Annotated in this window: 18 protein-coding genes and 1 riboswitch; of the genes, 3 read left to right on the plus strand and 15 right to left on the minus strand. The window is 40.4% G+C overall.

Going from position 1 to position 16,676, the window contains the following annotated elements:
- Positions 1 to 447, minus strand: coding sequence for a DUF4385 domain-containing protein (locus tag FN960_RS03665; RefSeq protein WP_143847058.1), 447 nt, complete (start codon positions 445 to 447; stop codon positions 1 to 3).
- 125 nt (positions 448 to 572) lie between these two features.
- On the opposite strand from FN960_RS03665, the gene FN960_RS03670 reads away from it, so the two are divergent.
- Positions 573 to 767, plus strand: a complete 195-nt coding sequence (locus tag FN960_RS03670; RefSeq protein WP_143847059.1) for a hypothetical protein — start codon at positions 573 to 575, stop codon at positions 765 to 767.
- Between the two features lie 48 nt (positions 768 to 815).
- Here the strand turns inward: FN960_RS03670 and FN960_RS03675 are convergent, their stop codons facing one another.
- The 6 genes from FN960_RS03675 to FN960_RS03700 form a co-directional block, all read right to left on the minus strand.
- Positions 816 to 1,631, minus strand: coding sequence for an arylamine N-acetyltransferase (locus FN960_RS03675; RefSeq protein WP_143847061.1), 816 nt, complete (start codon positions 1,629 to 1,631; stop codon positions 816 to 818).
- Positions 1,632 to 1,771: 140 nt separating this feature from the next.
- Positions 1,772 to 2,641, minus strand: coding sequence for a MetQ/NlpA family ABC transporter substrate-binding protein (locus tag FN960_RS03680; protein ID WP_143847063.1), 870 nt, complete (start codon positions 2,639 to 2,641; stop codon positions 1,772 to 1,774).
- Positions 2,642 to 2,664: 23 nt separating this feature from the next.
- Complete coding sequence (locus FN960_RS03685) at positions 2,665 to 3,264, minus strand: methionine ABC transporter permease (protein ID WP_438799712.1); 600 nt, start codon at positions 3,262 to 3,264, stop codon at positions 2,665 to 2,667.
- A 73-nt stretch (positions 3,265 to 3,337) separates the two neighbouring features.
- Positions 3,338 to 4,366 carry a methionine ABC transporter ATP-binding protein gene (locus FN960_RS03690; RefSeq protein WP_143847067.1) on the minus strand — a complete coding sequence of 343 codons (1,029 nt, stop codon included), beginning with the start codon at positions 4,364 to 4,366 and terminating at the stop codon, positions 3,338 to 3,340.
- Between the two features lie 161 nt (positions 4,367 to 4,527).
- Positions 4,528 to 4,630: riboswitch (SAM riboswitch) on the minus strand.
- 60 nt (positions 4,631 to 4,690) lie between these two features.
- Complete coding sequence (locus FN960_RS03695) at positions 4,691 to 6,811, minus strand: YecA family protein (protein ID WP_260681911.1); 2,121 nt, start codon at positions 6,809 to 6,811, stop codon at positions 4,691 to 4,693.
- A 750-nt stretch (positions 6,812 to 7,561) separates the two neighbouring features.
- Complete coding sequence (locus tag FN960_RS03700; protein ID WP_143847069.1) at positions 7,562 to 8,095, minus strand: stress protein; 534 nt, start codon at positions 8,093 to 8,095, stop codon at positions 7,562 to 7,564.
- Between the two features lie 276 nt (positions 8,096 to 8,371).
- Here FN960_RS03700 and FN960_RS03705 point away from each other — a divergent pair, with 276 nt between their 5' ends.
- On the plus strand, positions 8,372 to 8,623 hold the full coding sequence (locus FN960_RS03705; protein ID WP_143847070.1) for a GlsB/YeaQ/YmgE family stress response membrane protein: 252 nt from the start codon (positions 8,372 to 8,374) through the stop codon (positions 8,621 to 8,623).
- A 257-nt stretch (positions 8,624 to 8,880) separates the two neighbouring features.
- Here FN960_RS03705 and FN960_RS03710 read toward each other — a convergent pair whose 3' ends face one another.
- From FN960_RS03710 to FN960_RS03725, 4 genes are all read right to left on the minus strand, one after another.
- Positions 8,881 to 9,240, minus strand: coding sequence for a nuclear transport factor 2 family protein (locus FN960_RS03710; protein ID WP_143847072.1), 360 nt, complete (start codon positions 9,238 to 9,240; stop codon positions 8,881 to 8,883).
- A gap of 167 nt (positions 9,241 to 9,407) precedes the next feature.
- Complete coding sequence (locus FN960_RS03715; RefSeq protein WP_143847074.1) at positions 9,408 to 10,262, minus strand: alpha/beta fold hydrolase; 855 nt, start codon at positions 10,260 to 10,262, stop codon at positions 9,408 to 9,410.
- Between the two features lie 12 nt (positions 10,263 to 10,274).
- Positions 10,275 to 10,823: a class I SAM-dependent methyltransferase gene (locus FN960_RS03720; protein ID WP_143847076.1), complete on the minus strand. Its 549-nt coding sequence runs from the start codon at positions 10,821 to 10,823 to the stop codon at positions 10,275 to 10,277.
- 12 nt (positions 10,824 to 10,835) lie between these two features.
- Positions 10,836 to 11,612 carry a class I SAM-dependent methyltransferase gene (locus FN960_RS03725; protein WP_143847078.1) on the minus strand — a complete coding sequence of 259 codons (777 nt, stop codon included), beginning with the start codon at positions 11,610 to 11,612 and terminating at the stop codon, positions 10,836 to 10,838.
- Positions 11,613 to 12,581: 969 nt separating this feature from the next.
- Between FN960_RS03725 and FN960_RS03730 the strand changes: the two genes are divergently transcribed.
- Positions 12,582 to 13,025, plus strand: a complete 444-nt coding sequence (locus FN960_RS03730) for a VanZ family protein (RefSeq protein WP_143847079.1) — start codon at positions 12,582 to 12,584, stop codon at positions 13,023 to 13,025.
- Here the strand turns inward: FN960_RS03730 and FN960_RS22705 are convergent.
- From FN960_RS22705 to FN960_RS03745, 4 genes are all read right to left on the minus strand, one after another.
- Complete coding sequence (locus FN960_RS22705) at positions 12,990 to 13,133, minus strand: hypothetical protein (protein WP_185970901.1); 144 nt, start codon at positions 13,131 to 13,133, stop codon at positions 12,990 to 12,992. The two genes, FN960_RS03730 and FN960_RS22705, sit on opposite strands and share 36 nt — an antisense overlap.
- A gap of 12 nt (positions 13,134 to 13,145) precedes the next feature.
- Entirely contained in the window at positions 13,146 to 14,435 is a 1,290-nt protein-coding gene (locus FN960_RS03735) for an MFS transporter (protein WP_143847081.1), read from the minus strand.
- A 192-nt stretch (positions 14,436 to 14,627) separates the two neighbouring features.
- Positions 14,628 to 15,275 (minus strand): response regulator, encoded by a 648-nt coding sequence (locus FN960_RS03740; protein ID WP_143847652.1) that lies wholly within the window; start codon positions 15,273 to 15,275, stop codon positions 14,628 to 14,630.
- Positions 15,275 to 16,651 carry a GAF domain-containing sensor histidine kinase gene (locus FN960_RS03745; protein WP_143847082.1) on the minus strand — a complete coding sequence of 459 codons (1,377 nt, stop codon included), beginning with the start codon at positions 16,649 to 16,651 and terminating at the stop codon, positions 15,275 to 15,277. The genes FN960_RS03740 and FN960_RS03745 overlap by 1 nt, the downstream gene beginning before the upstream one ends.
- Between the last annotated feature and the right edge of the window lie 25 nt (positions 16,652 to 16,676).

Genomic DNA, 16,676 nt, shown 5'->3' on the forward strand with positions numbered 1-16,676 from the left:
TTATCCGTATTTTTTCTGGTGCTCTTTTTTCTTTTCTAAGTACTCCTCATCTTCACGAACAAGGATCCATTTTTCTTCAAAAATCTCCGCAGATTTTGCTTTGGTCTGATCAATATCTCGTTCGTTTAGATCCCCATCTTTGTTGTATTTCTTACCACCTGGATAATTGGCGTAACGCCTAGCACGTGTATACCCCATCTGCAAAAACTTTCGAGCCATATCCATGCCTACAAAATCATCTTTCTTTTTGTACTCACAAAACTGACTGTAAATAGTGTCCGCTGAAACCTGTGCAATGTCTGGTGTCTTAAATCGCCAATTAGGGAGAATTTCACCCTTATACGGCTCGACCATTAACACACCTTGTTCCCCACGACCGACCTTATATTTATTAGGCTCTTTGCGAAAGTCTGTGTTCTCAAAATCAATCGTATCATAATAGCTCATCTTCCTCACCTCACTTAGTAACGTACCCCGATTTGTATACGCCCACACCTCCATGAGTAGAACTGGTAAACAACCGTGTGTTACTTTATAGTATGAAGAGAATCATTAACAAAGAGGTGAACACCATGAGTATGAAAGTAATCCGCTCGATTAGAATTACGATGAATTTAGTACTTCTTGGTCTAGCTATCCTGCAAATATCAGGTGTTATTAATATTTCTCCAACCTTGCTTGTTGTCCTTGCTTCTATTGTGCTAATTAGTATCTTTTTTACAAGATGGAAAGAGGCAAAGGATGAACGCGAGAATCCGGACGATTGAGGGATGAGCCGAATGAAAGCTAGATACTTCATTCGGTTTTTTTAACTGCTATTCTTTAGTAAACACGTCCACACCTAATCTAGATAATTCTTCTATCGCCCCTCTAACAGGTAATTTCCCTAATCTAAACTCCTGTTCAAGTACTTTCTCAATGTCGCCTACAGTACTTAAAGTGAAAGCTGTTGTATGCCCATCCTCATAGCGAATCGTAAACACATTATTTAAAAGCGATAAAGATCGCTGTTTGTCTGTCTGCCAAAGCTGACAGCGAAGGATTTTCATAAATGCTCTTCCCGGCTGAATAGATTTTAGATAGACTGGTTTGAACTGCTCTAATCCAATGCTTTGCTTAATATCAAATGTCCACTCTGTCTGTCTCAGCTTCCCATCAACCCACCTTACGTATTCATACCCTTTTTCAGAAGTGATGATCTTTATTTCCTCATTTGCAAACTTTCTTGATGCATTTTCTTTAGTGTGAAGGTCTATTGGTTCGAAAATAGGAGCAGCAGAGCCTACATCCACATAATAAACACGTTGATTTAATTTAACGATAATGGCTAGATGATCTTGGCCGAGCATAATAGGATATCCATCAAATCCAAGCTCTAATAGCAGCTCCAAGAATGATGAATTTAACGTATAGCAGGTACCTCCAAACTGATAGGTCGAGTAATGATTTATAAATTTCTCTACAGAAGGAACCCATTGCTCACCTTTTTTTGTAAGGTATAGTTTACTAATATTCTCAAATGCGAAGGTGTGTAGATGCGCCTTGCAGAGCTCGTTTAGAAATTCAATAGTTGGATTTTTAATGCACAGATTCATAGCCTCTACATAATCCTTGGCTGTTTCTTTTTTCATAAAGCACCTCCATGCTTTTTAGAGTACTACATCTTAACACGCACTTCCTCGTCATAAAGTTTGGTTTGTCCTAAACCTTTTGACTGAACCATTAAAGATCAAAAGGGATGCCTGCGTACAGACATCCCTACATCCACCGTTTAACGTGGATAATTATTTAACTCTTCTAAAGAAATATACGTTGGAATGGTTGCTCCTTGATATTCTTCTTCGATAAACTCTTTTACTTCATCTGATTGATAAATTTCCACAAGACGTTGTAACGCTGGATCATCAGCGTTATCTGTTCGAGCAGCAATAATATTAATGTAAGGCGTTGCCGTCTCATCTTCACGTGCCAGAGAGTCTTCAGTTGGACTTAATCCTGCATCAACAGCAATCCCGTTATTAATAACCGCTGCATCCACGTCCTGCATTAATCTTGGTGCATTAGCTGGAACAACTTCTGTTAATTTAAGGTTCTTTGGATTATCTGCAATCTGATCCAATCCACTTGTAATACCAAAGTCATCCTCTAGCTCAATTAAGCCCGCTTCTTGTAAAAGCATGAGGTTACGCGCTTGGTTTGTGACTTCATTTGCAATTAAGATCTCGGCTCCATCAGGAATGTCATCCACTGAGTCATAGCGATCAGAATAAACTCCGAGTGGCGCAAGGATTGTAGTTCCGATGGCTTCTAGATCAAGACCTTGCTCTTCTCTAAAGTTATCAAAATATGAAACGGTTTGAAACGCATTGGCATCAATATCTCCATCTGCTAAGGCTTGGTTAGGCTGTACATAATCATTAAAACTCACAATATCAATGTTAATTCCTTCTTCTACAGCTTTCTCAGAAATAAAGTCCCACTGGCGTGAATCTGTTCCTGAAATACCAATTCTCACATCAACCGGATTATCTTTACTAAACCCCTCTGTATCCCCGCTTGTACTATCATCATTTCCTTGTCCGCATGCTGTTAATGCTAGCACACCTAGTCCTGCTACAATTAGTTTGAATGATTGTTTCATGTTCATCTCTCCACCTTTTCTTTTTATCTTCTTCTAGATTTTCTAGCGAGTATATTACCCAGTGACTGTAGACCTTGAACCATAACAATCAGCAGTACGACTGTAATAACCATTGTGGCATTGTCAAAGCGTTGGTAGCCGTAAGTGATGGCTACATTTCCTATCCCTCCTGCACCAATCGCTCCGGCCATTGCAGTAGCACCCACAAGACCAATTGTTGCGGTTGTGATACTTAAGATTAATGATCCTTTTGCTTCTGGAAGTAAAAACCGAAAAATAATTTGAGCTTTCGAAGCACCCATTGAATCAGCAGCTTCAATAATTCCGGGTTCAACTTCTAAGAGGGAATTTTCAATTAAACGTGCAATATACGGCGCTGCGTACACAACCAGTGGCACAACAGCTGCCTCCATGCCAACAGCACTTCCGACAATAAATCTTGTAAAAGGTATAATAGCAACCATCAAAATAATAAATGGAATAGACCGCAAAATATTAATGATTGGATTTAACACATTAAATACTGGCGCACACTCCAGAATATGACCCTTGCGTGTAACGACAAGGACAACTCCAAGTAAAATACCTAACACCGCAGAGAAAATTAACGATAAGAAAACCATATACAATGTTTCATAAAGTGACGTTAGTAATATATCTGTTGAGATATTTGGCCTAATGGACTCAGGTAGACGTTCAAGCATCCAGCTTCACCTCCGATACCAACAGTTCTTTTTCTTCGATAAATCGGAAGGCCGATTCTAGCGATGCGGGATCTCCTTGAACCTCAACGGTTAAGCTGCCAAATGGCGTATCCTGTATCTCAGTTATATTGCCAAACAGAACGTTCACATCAACATCAAACCTTCTAACCAATTCAGACAAAAGTGGTTTGCCTGATGATTCGCCAATGAACTCTATTTTATAGATTCTGATTTGTTCAGAACCCTTTTCCAATATCCTTCTGACACTTGCAGGAATTTGATCCTTAAACACAGAGCGAACAAAATTCTTGGTCGTCTGATGCTGTGGTTGTGAAAAGATATCGAGAACCGTTCCTTCTTCAATAATTTTTCCTTCCTCCATAACTGCAACCCGATCGCATATCTCCCGAATAACACCCATTTCGTGTGTAATAATTAAAATCGTTACGTCAAATTCCTCATTCACACGCTTTAAAAGCTGGAGAATAGAACTTGTTGTTTCCGGATCTAACGCAGATGTCGCTTCATCACATAGGAGAACCGCAGGATTAGAGGCTAAGGCACGCGCAATACCAATTCGCTGCTTTTGACCTCCGGAAAGCTGCTCGGGGTAGCTACCTGCTTTATCTGACAAACCTACAAATTCAAGTAATTCTCCAACACGTTTTTTTAACTCTGCTTGTGGTGTACGAACAAGACGAAGAGGAACCGCTACATTTTCGAACACCGTTTTAGACTGCAATAAGTTAAAATGTTGGAAGATCATGCCGATATTTCGTTTAGCCTTCTGTAGCTCTCCACCTTTTAAAAGTGTTAGGCTTTGACCGTTCACAATAACTTCACCGTCTGTCGGACGCTCCAGAAGGTTGACACTACGGATCAATGTACTTTTACCTGCCCCACTAAAACCAATCACTCCGAATATTTGTCCTTTTTCGACGCGGAGGTTTACTTCATCAAGTGCTTTTACTTCCGGTTCTTTTGTTCTAAATACTTTGCTTACCTGTTTAAATTCTATCAATGGTCTCCCTACCTTCCGCCTCAACACTAACTAGACATATATAAAAACTTGGTTTTTTACCCGATTCTATACTCCTCACTCTATTAAGACTTTATTAAAATAAGAAAACCCTCTTATTCACAATGAATAAGAGGGTTGAAATGGTTTAGTAAGTCATTCAGCTCTTATCATCCAGGATCATCTCCTGCAGGAATTAGCACCTTCCGCCGTGGCGGGGTTGCTGAAGCGTCATCGGGCCAGTCCCTCTGCTCCTCTTAATAAGAATATGATGTTGTGTTAAAACAATAACAGATCCATTTGAATCTGACAAGAACTAATTATTTCCTACAAGTATTTCAGCGCTTCTTTCGGGTAGACATTGAGTAGTTTCTTGAGATGCGGCTGATCGTTCTCCTCTTTAGTGAAAACAGCCTCTAAAATCAATCCAATATGCACAAAACTAAGGGCCTTGCTAGGTAATTTTATCGAAAAGACCTCGCTATCATCAGAGGATTGAATCAATACCTTTTCTTCGGTTACTGATTGCACCTGGTATAAGCCACCAAGCGCTTCTGGATCAATATTCTCTCTGTATAGAGCTAGTGTAAAACGACCTGAATCAGTCGTATGATTATAGACTTGAATCGCTTCGATTAAAGATGCTTCAAGTTCGGCACAAACAGCTGAAGCATGAGCATGAACGGTTGTTTTATACTTTTGATCCAACCATTTTGTGAACATCTTAATCGTACTAATCAAGTCTTTTACCTGTGTTTGACTGATGACAACACCCTCAAAAAGATCAACTAATAAATGCTTCCTCCAAAATGCCTTCGTACATTTTGACCAATCTTTAATCTTCTGCACCTCTAATGAGAAGCGAATGATATTTAGGCTCGACCGATATTTCCTTACCGTACCCTCTGCTTTACCATCTGTTTTCTCCTTAAAAAAGCTGAGAATTGGATCATGGAAGAAGCTATCAATTGTATCTGGGCTAAAGCCTAAATCTTCATAAATATTTATATCTTCCTTCTTAACTGAAAGAAACTGATTGTCATGATAATAAATTCTTCTGATACCTGAATGACGCTTCTCTAAATTTGTAACAAATGGAGATGGAGATAATCCCGCTTCTTTGCGGAATGGGTTCATATCAAACGTGAATTCCATATCCTTATACTTAGACATCACTTGGTCATAAAGATTATATTCGATCTGTTTAAACCAAGTATCCGCTTCTTCCAATCGACCGTTATCAATAAGCTCATAGATACTATGCTGACCCAGTGCTGGAATTGGCCTACTTAGGTCCATATCCTTGGCACGCTGCGCATAAAGAGAGAAGTATTCAGGTGCTTCACCAGTCATCTGAATTAAGCTATTGGAGAATGCCATTCTTCCACTTAGCGAGCGATTTATTGATTCTTTTACATCCCGCACATACTGAGGATATTCCTCTAACATTACATGAAATTGTGCCGCCTTTTCTTTGCTAAAAGTGACGTACTTTAAGCTCTCCCCAGTAAATTCTAAGGTCGCAACAGCATCAGCAAGTAAGACCTCACTCTCGACAATACTATCCTTATACACTGCCCAGTTCTCTGCTTGGGTTAGATGTTTACGGTCTTCACGCCAGTCATACACAACAAATTCATCCTGGTCTCTAAGCAACGTAGCAAACGAATGCGCATCTGTGACGTATGCTTCTATGGTAATTTGGGGGTCAGACTGTTGGTCTTCTGAAACAAACCCCTGTTCCTCCTCTAAAAGCGAGCCAAGAACTTCAGGGAAAAATTGAATTAAAGCTTCTTCAACCTCCATTTGATGTTCAGCTGCCAACTGAATCGCTTTCGCTTTGCTCCGTTCCATATGATCTGGCCCTTGGAAAATGCGGATGCCATTAAATAATGGAGTGTCCCCAAAAAATTCAATAAGTCCTAACGTTCCAGACCAAGGTCTAAAGGTTGGTAGATTCTCCGTATCCTTACCCATGTTAAATGTCTCTTGTGTAAACACGTCTTCAAATACAACCTGATTGTCCTTTTCATTTACAGCTTGTACAATTCGAGGTTTAAGAGAACGCCATTGTTCAGCCAAGCTTTTTTCTTCCGCCTGTAGCCTATGCGCCTCCTCTTTCAGGAACCAATCAATTCCGTGTAAGCCGTTTTTGTGAATCCGGAAAAAATTGAGCCAAAAGTTTACATAGCCTTCTTCAATTTGTTCTGGTACTAGCCTTTGAGATCGCTGATGAAACTCCGAATGAAGCTTTATAAATTCACTATAAGGTATTTGTTTATCCATAAATGCTTGAAGCTTCTTTGTCAGCTGATGCTTTTGTTGCGCAATACGCTCCTCACGAGCTTGATTCATATCTATTACTTGCTGTTTATTCATACAGCATTTCTTATATTTCTTACCGCTTCCACATGGACACGGTTCATTTCTACCAGCAGTCATTTCCATATTTACACCTCTATTACGCTTTGTCAGCTTATAATGTAACATAAGTTAAAGGGCTTCTGCTGAAAAATACATAATGGTTATTATTACAAACAATAAAGGATCTAAGCTTACTAATAAAAATGCGATTGGGACATTACTCAAAGATCGTTTTAAATACAGCTCAATTTGATATAGGTTTACTTGAAGTCACTACAGGGGATTCCTCCGCTTGCATAAATACATGGAGATCTAAGTGAGGGTGCTTTTCCGCCACTCCCGAAAATGGGGGGCGCTTACCACGGGAAGGTATCCGTCTAATCTGACTCTGTCATCTTATCTCAATGAACCTTTTCATCGAGGTCGTTTAAAAAGAAGTTTTATATGATAGTGAATCTTCTTATCACCAAAAACAGTCCTCATCTCCTTAGATAAGGATATTGGTCATTTGTCTAATCGGGAACATGAGCGGAAGGAGAACCCGTAGACTCCTGCGGAACAGAACGCGTCTGAAGACATCGAAGTGGTGGTTTTCTACTTCGAGGGCTGAGGCCGTTCCCGCGGAAAGCGAAGGGTTCTCCTGTAGCGTTGCATACGAGCTTAGTTCTAGATGACGCTTTTCCACATTAATAATGCCTGAGGCCGTGCCATGGAAAGCGGAGCCGTCATCTCTCCTGTTCTAAACAAAAAAAACCAAACGATGATGTGTTCGATCCACATCATCGTTTGGGTCTTCGTTAGATTGAAACAGGTGTCTCCTAAGCTCTATATACGTTATGGCAGATAAAATTCTACCGTACCGCCATCACGGTCAAACCAGCCATAGAAGGCCCAGTTAATATATCCGCCATCTCCATTATTCACAAATGTTCCTTCCTCAAATGCCCATACCCCATATATTACACCGTCATAGGTGAAAGTATCAAAGTAATGTACACCACTATAACTCGAATCATCGTAGTCATTACTTAGATTGAGTACCATGACATTTAAGCTATAGTCTGTGTGGAATTTCACTGTTTCTCTCGCTGCTTTTACAAACCCTTCGCGATTATCAGCTGAGGTTATTGCGTCAGAGATACTGTCGTAAATTGCCACTGGATCAATGGTAATATCTACATTGGGTGATTGAGCTTGCGCTTCTTGTGCTAAGGCTTGTCCTTTTTCTTCATCAGTCATTTCAATTTGTTCAGGTGCCTCTGCCTTTGCCGTATTTCCAACCATTCCATAATTCGGGATCGCAATCGTCATCCCAAGAATCGTTGCTCCTGCCACAGTGCTGATTATCTTTGATCTGGATTTCTTCATTGTTTCTCCTCCTATTATGGTTTTTTGGTCTTGCATAGATAACGTACCCGGCTTCAACCAACCAAAACTTGGGAAAAAACGAGTATTTAAACTAAGACATTGACCACTTAGCCAGGAGAAGGCATAGGTATAAACTAGTCCTAACTAAAAAGGCAAACTTATAAAGATAGGACTAATGACATTTGGGAAAATGCCGTAGATTAGACATATTTCTCTCTTAATAAGTAAATGCTTAGAAGAAGTAATCACTTTTATTGAGAAGGAGTTGTTAATCAAATGGGTTTAATTTGGAGTTTAATCATTGGCGGGCTTATTGGCTGGGCAGCAGGAGCTATTACGGGTAAAGGGGTTCCTTTTGGAATTATCGGTAATATTATCGCCGGCTTTATCGGAGCTAACCTTGGTACGTGGCTTTTGGGAAGCTGGGGGCCGTCACTTGGTGGATTTGCATTGCTTCCTGCTTTAATAGGAGCCATTATTCTTGTCCTAATTGTAAGCTTAATTCTTCGTTCATCAAAAAGAGCATAACGAATGAAAAAGTATAAATCAGAAGAGACGAGCATATTGTTGCCCGTCTCTTTTTTTACTAATTACTAAACTAGTCGTGCTACTAATTCAAATTAGAAATACCCTAAAATGTATGTACAAGGGGTAACATCAGGAAACTGCGGATTTACTACGTTAAAGAAAATAAAGCAAAAAAATCAGTTCCTTTACAACGTTTAGAAACTGATTTTAAATTTAGCTACTGTCAGTAGAGCTCCATTTAGTTTAATAAGTTTTATTTATTCGGATGTGAGTGTGCCTTGATGAAACTGCATTTTCCAAATTCCATCAGTTAGTTTCCATATGGAACTACGTAAGGAATATTGTTTATTTACATTATTATATACTGTGTAAGTCGTTAAAACTATTTGTTCAGACAATGGATGAATTTCAAAATCACTTAATTTCATACTTACCACACCAAGATTAACTTTAATAATATTTTCATTTTTATACAATACATTTCCAGAACTTCCAATCTCAAAAAAATCTTTTGAAAGTAATTGAGTAAGCTCATCTTTTGATGCCCTAATCTCCGGTTTCAATAATTTCTCTTCTAAATTAAGTAAAATTTCTTTTAGAGAACAAGTATCAGTCATTTCAGATTAACCCTTTCTCTTCTCATTGTAAATATTTTAAATTGGCGGGCAATTGTTCATCATATTATTCTGCCCGTTAGTGTAAGTATGGCATCCTCTTGAAAAAGGATTATTTAACTTTGTAAATCCTCCTTGCAACCTTCCATCCTTCTTGATGAAAATCCACATCATGTATGAGAACTGTCTAGAAATTTAAACCGTTCTGTCATTTTACTAAAAGCTGCTGGTTCCTCTAAAAAAGGGGAGTGATTGCTTTCTTTAAAAATGATTAATTCTGATTTAGGCAGTGCCTGATGAATATGAATGGAACAATCCACGGGACACTGTGTGTCATGCTTCCCGCAGCAGATGAGAATGGGCTTCTCTACTTCTGGTAATTGATTAAAAAGATTAAAGCTAGGTAATTCCTCATAAGAGAAGTAATCAAGCCTAGCGGGAACGACCTTGCCGCTGCTTGACTTAGAAAAATACGCATCATAATTCTCAGGACGATAAAGTGACATTTCCATCCATTCCCTATCAGCTGCTCTTCGTTCATCCAAAGAAGAATCAGCTGACTTGATAATACTTAGAAGCTCTAGCAATCGAGCGTTACGAGCATTCTTCTTACTGTAGATACAATCTGGATGCTGCATATACTCATAGCTAGCTGCCCCCGCGCTTATGACTAATTTCTCAAGATTGTTCGGTGCCTCCACAGCATAGGTAAGTCCAATCATGGCTCCAGTTGAATGACCGGCAAAGCTCCATGTATCAAGCTTTAACGCCTGCCTAATTGCCTCTAAGTCTTGAACGCTTTGACTCATACTATACTCATGATGGTTAGCTACTGCCACTGAACCTCCCGCCCCACGCAAATTAATTAGATACACAGTAAAATGAGGGATAAAAGCATCTGCAAAGTAATTGCCACGCTCATTAAATTCAGAATATAGATGAGTCACACATAAAGGTGGTCCGCTTCCATTTATAAAAAGCTCAAACTCTCCATTAGCTGTCTCGACAATCTCTTTTTTCCACATAGATCTTCTCCTCTACTTTTTAATGGCGTCAATGATTAAGGATGGAAATAAGGGAACTTCTCCTTGATTACGTGGATCAACTCTATTAGAGCGAAAGATAACCCCATCCTCTTCACGCCAATCCACACAATGAAATACTCCATTCTCATCGTGATATTCTAGCAGCTGCACAGCAAATTCAGCTTCCTCAAATAATTGACGCAAGCTACTATATGTATAAACGATTTTATGATCAAATGCTGGGTGATCCGCTGGCCCCGGCCCTCCGACCTGAATGTTATATTGGTACTCATCGTTTTGAAACAATCCATCAGGTACAGCTACTCGAAAATGCCCACCTGGCTTTAAGTATTGATAGGCAAGCTCTGCTGCCTTTCCGCCTTCTTCATAGGTCAGATGTTCCCACACGTGCTCTGCTAAGATCGCGGATAGAGATTCCTGTTCAAAGTTAGCGCTCCAACTTGATGCAACTAAAAGGTCTAGCTCAGACTGTTCCGTATGAATCCAGCCTGGATTATTGTTATAGCCACCAGCTCCGATGACCACTTTTTTCTCGCTCATATTTCTCCCTCCTTACTCTTTATAAGCAAACCACACACTCCAGCGATCCTTTTCAATGATTTTCTCTTGCTGAGGAATCCGCTCCTCAATATAATCAATCAGCTCTTCTAATTGCGAATCTGTTAATTCGTGTAGAATGGTTCTTCCTCTTCTCGATTGCAGATCCTCTTTCAGTTCTTGTACAGATGTGTAGGTTGCTCGCGTTTCCCAAAATGGCTGCATGTTTACCCGAGTGAATCCCGCCTCCGCTAAGGCATCTCGTACAGCTTCATCCGAATACCTGCGATCTTTTTCAGTTTTGGCGAGAAACGGAAAGCATTCAAAAAAATACCCTCTGATATGCGTAGGAGAACCGGCCAGCAAACAATCATCAGGTGTACGATCCTGAACAATAAAAACAGACTCCCGTTCAGCTAATACGCGAGACACCTCAGAAAAATTAAGCTGTAGCTGTTTTAAATGATGAATGAGTGCCCGTTCAAGAATCACATCAAGACTATTATCAGGGATCTCAGATAACTGTTCGCAATCTTGATGAATAAACTGAACGCTTGAATCTGAGCTTTTTGACCTTGCCGCTTCAAGCATTCGTTTTGACCCATCAATTCCAAAAAGTGATGCTGGCTGCTGTTGGGCAAGTACCCTTGTATAGATTCCTCCACCGCACCCAATATCCGCTACTCTTTTCCCTTCAATCTGAGTGTTGGCTAATATGAGGTGAAGCCAGTCTTCATGAGCTTCTCTCTCGGCATAGGTAAACTGATTAGTTAACTGATCGAACTTGTTCATCCTACCATCTCCATTCCTTAGTTTATCGCTCTACCCAAACTAACTTCGCCAAAGCTCAGTGGAGTTCCTCTGTTTAAACAAATGTTTGATTAAACAGGTGAAATGGGGACTATGTCAAAGTTTATCGGTAAATAGAAGGCTCATGATTCGATTCTTCGGCTGTGCTCCCAAAATAGGGGCACGCTTACCACGGAAGTAACTAAGCTAATCTGGCTTTGCCATCTTATCTCAATGAACCTTTTTATTGAGGTCACTAAAAAAGACGGTTTACCGTAAATATAAATGCTTGTTTAATGACGTGAGAAATGAAGAAGGCCCCTCTTGTCATAAGGAGATCGGGAAGGAGAGCTAGATACATCGGAAGTAAGCCGAAAACTTCGCAAAGTGCAGAAAGTACATCGGAAGACTATCTACACTCGAGTGCGTAAGTCGGTAAGCACAGCCTAATCCACCACCACCATAGATAGGGGAGGCGCGAAAAAAAGTAAAATGCGCGAAAAACATCGGGTCATGCGCGGAAATATCAAGCCAGTGCGCGAAAAAAACGAAAATGCGCGAAAAGTATCATGTGATGCGCGAAAAAGCGGAGTGCGTGCGCGGAAGCCAGTAAGCCCAGTCAAGTCTACTTAGGCATGTTGATCAATTTCTGATTGGAAACATACGCGGAAGGAGAAGACGAAGCTCCACCGACGTGGCAGACCGACATTGAAGTGGCGCCCTACCACTTCAAAGTTAAGGCCGTACCCATGAAAATTCCTTTAGCAGTGCAAATGAGATTTCAGTTTAAACGTCTTTTTCAGTGGCCCCCTGTTCTTCCCGAAGGTGTCGGCACTCCTATTTTGTCCACTTGTTTTAAATTAGGCGAAATGACTATTTACACAATAATAAGATCTTGACCAGCAATAGGTATTCAACGTCTAGCTAGTTAATAGGTATATAAAAAGGCTTGTATAGGATGTGGTGGGACTAATGATTTTTGTTCATTCATATGCAATACGTCGATACCTTTTCTTCATTTTCTATTTGGTTGCCTTATTTTATGTCGTATGGATTTATAAGAATCCTCATTCAAACCAGCTACAGTACAATATCATTCCGCTTCATACCATTTCTCTTTATTGGCATGCGCTACATCATGGATACGCAGGGGTTGCCTTTGTAAACGTCCTGGGCAATATTATGTTGACGATGCCAGTTGGATTTTTCACTCTGCTGTTTAATAGGAAACCACGGTTATGGAAAGCCTTAATCGTTGGTCTTTTCCTTTCTATTGTTATTGAAACGGGGCAATTCGTATTGCATGTAGCTGGCATATCCTCCCGTTCCATTGATATTGACGATGTCCTCTTGAATATTATGGGTGCTGGTACTGGCTACCTAACGGCCAAGAGTTTTCTCAAAAAGTCCATTTAACCATTGCCTCCATAAAAAAGGTCTTTTAGCGAGATTAGCCAATCGTTCATTTTTTGCCTGTTGAATATATTCACGATGCTTCTCTTTTGCAAGCTCTTTTACATTCATAGCAATCCCTCCTTACGAAGACTTAGGGGTTAACAGGAATGAATCGACATCGGACTGATGATCGCGGAACACACTTTTCCGCCACGTTAAGATGATGAGCAAACCAACACCTGATAGAATGGCTGTAGCTAGAAAAGCCGTTTGCACTTGTATCCATCCAAGTAAATACGTGAATAGCAGCAACAGACACAGTCTAATCGCAAATCCAACCGCTTCAAACACACTGTTCACCCTGCCAATGTAAGCATTCGGAATCTTGGCCATCATCAGGTTCTGCTTACAAATTCGGCTTCCGGCGTTGCCCAATCCTTGCAAAATTTGCACAGCTATAAAGACCGAGACAACAGGAACAGTGGCTACTACAAACAACGATGCAACATAGACGAACATGGAGACCCATACTGCTCTCCAAATTCCGTAACGCGAATATAGAAAAGGGATTAACACACCCGCAGCCACAGCTCCAATGGAATAGGTCATATTTGAAAAACCATAAATAGATGCATCTGCACTTAATGTCGATTGGATATAAACCGGCCGAAGATAATTACCCACCATTAATGTTAGAAATGGAATTGTTAATGCAAAGACACATAATGAAAGTTGAACATTTCGTTTGATAAATGAGAGCCCTGCAGTTTTATCAGAGGGGGAATGAGAAGGGTTCGATTGTCGCTGATTTCGACTTTGATACGGTATCTTCCGAATAAAAAAGAGACTGAGAATACTACATATTGCCACAAAGAGAAAAATAATCGCGGGATCAATGATATGAAATAACATACCTGATACACCCCCAGCGATCACACTTGCTGTTTGAGACTGTATTTCTAAAATGCCATTGAGTTTATTATGTTGCTTTCGATCAAAAATCTCTTGAACCAACGCCAGGTTATTTGGAAAATAAACCCCATAATACAAAACGGATGTGACATAGAGAACGACCAGCTGCCACGTCTCATAACCCCCCTGAAGCAATCCCCAAACGGCCATGGGTGCAACCACTGTCAATACCAGCCACTGATTAAACTGAAGAATTTTTTTACGTGACACCCTGTCTATCAGGTTGCCGATCACTGGAGCTAAAAAGAAGAGCATAAACGTTGTTGCTGCCATTGCAATGCCAAGCAGCTTCTCTCCTTGGTCACGATCCACCATCAGCCAAGCAACACCTATACTCAAGACGCCCATGCCTGTGGATGCAAGTAGGTTGGCGGTAATCAAAAGTCTAAGACGCGTATCCTGCCTACCTTTGTTCATTGGTATGTCTCTATATTTTCTGTGTCGTTTTATTCGTTTCATCTCTTCTAATCCCCCTGAGTAGTAAGCTTAGCTTCACTTTAGCACTCAGCTGATATTTGGCAGAAGGTTCTAGTGGTGTATCTTATCTCAGCCTTTTGATGTAGTTGATGGACCTTCGATTCCACTTAATACAAGGAGTCAAAATAAAAACAGGAGAAACAGCCCATTCCTCTGGCTATTTCCCCTGCTTATTTATATATTAATTGGTTTTGCAACACCTGCTTGAATGGCAAATAGTGCAGCTTGAGTTCTGTCCTGTAATTCAAGCTTTGATAAGAGATTGGAGACGTGTGTTTTAACTGTTTTTTCTGAGATGACAAGCTCCACGGCGATCTCTTTGTTACTTTTTCCTGTGCTAATTTCCTGTAGTACTTCTTTCTCTCGTTCCGTAAGATGGGCAAGTCTTTGTTTAGACGTATCTTCCGGTTTAGCGACATGAGTTAACACATGCTTCATCACTTGCGGATGGAGCGCACTCTCTCCGTTCTGAGCCGCTTTTATGGTCTCAACGAGTGTCTCCGGTTCAACGTCCTTTAATTGATACCCACATGCACCTGCTCTTAATGCTGGGATGACATAATCTTGATCAGAAAAGCTTGTAAGAATTAAAATTCGAGCTTCTGGAAACTCGTTCACAATCATTTCTGTTGCTTGAATGCCATCCATTATCGGCATATCAATATCCATTAAAACAACATCCGGTTTATGCTTTTGGTAAAGCTGCACAGCTTCTTCTCCGGTGCCTGCTTCAATGATATCCTTCACAATTGAAGCGGCCTCAAGAAAATAGACCAGCCCCTTCCGAACAACATGATGATCATCTACAATGAGTAGCTTCATCATACCCCCTCCTTCAAAATTGGGATGGTTACTTCCCATTTTGTCCCGTCACCAGTCGAGCTAGTAAGCCTAGCATGACCCCCAAGCTTACCAGCCCGTGCACGTATGCTTGTAATACCTAGAGTGGCTAGCCTTGCATTCTTATCGAGATCGAAACCAACTCCTGTGTCTTCAATCAATATTACTTTTGCAATTTTATTATGTTGGATCGTTATACTAATTTCATCTCTATGGGCATGTTTTTTTGTATTGTTCATCGCCTCTTGAATAAGGCGATAAAGATGTTCCTGCTCCTCTTTAGTGAAGATCACCTGATGACCCTCAACAAGCTTGACTCGTAGCCCAATTAAATTAGCATACTGCTTAATAGATTCAGATAATGACGGGACATCATCTATAGCTCTCCGGCACTGAATAATGGTTTTAAGCTCCTTTAACGCTTCTTGAACAACCACTCCAAGATTTGTGAGCTCCTTTTTGACTTCTATCTGGTCCACTCGGAAGGAAAGTCCCTTTAACCTTAATTGTAATGTAAAGAGGAGCTGATTCACGGAGTCATGCAAATCTCTGGCAAGCTGCTGGCGTTCCTCCCCACGGGTTAATTCATCCGCTAGCCTCAGTAATCGCTGTCGTTCTTTAAACAAATAAATATGGCTTGTTAATTGAGTATGCAACTCAGAACTGCACTCATTTCGATTACCAAAGGTTAACATAGGAATGTGGCTATCTAAATATTGAAGAGATACATCTTTAAATGAAAAGCTCTTCTTTATCTCTTCTACAAGCTGGTCGTCCGAGGCGTCCGTTGTTAATGTATGTAACTCTTGCAAAAACACGCTTAACTGATTTAGTTCCTGTACCCGATTGTGTTCCTGTTCATATAATTGAACTCGATTAATGGCTGTTCCAATTTGGTAACCAATCGTTTCTAGCAGATTTAATTCCTGTGAATCAAAATGTAACTTACCTGGTTTAGCTACATTTAGTATGCCAATCGGTTGCTCTCCTGCCAGAATAGGAATCGTTGCATGGTGAGTTATCTGCAAGGTATCTCCCCAATTTTGTTCAATCGCCTTCTCAATCCGTTGGCATTCAATCACATTTACTGCTTGGTTAAGCTCTTTTTTCATAAACTTGTTTTTACACCAACAGCCGCCATCTTTTAATGGAGAGCACCCCTCTCTTGCAAGGGCAGGCGGAACATTATGGTTTGCAGCAAGCGAATGTCTACCGTTTTTATCTATTAAAAAAATCCATCCACTCGTCAAGTCAGTGATAGCTAATAGCTTGGAGAGGGCGGTCTGTAGCATGGCTGGTACATTTCTTCCCTCATTTAGCGTCTTGGATATTTCCTTTAATGACAGAAGGACGTCCATCAAAAAGCACCACTTTCTTTTTTTA

It is taken from the genome of Alkalicoccobacillus porphyridii, assembly GCF_007293315.1.
Taxonomy (GTDB): domain Bacteria; phylum Bacillota; class Bacilli; order Bacillales; family Bacillaceae_D; genus Alkalicoccobacillus; species Alkalicoccobacillus porphyridii.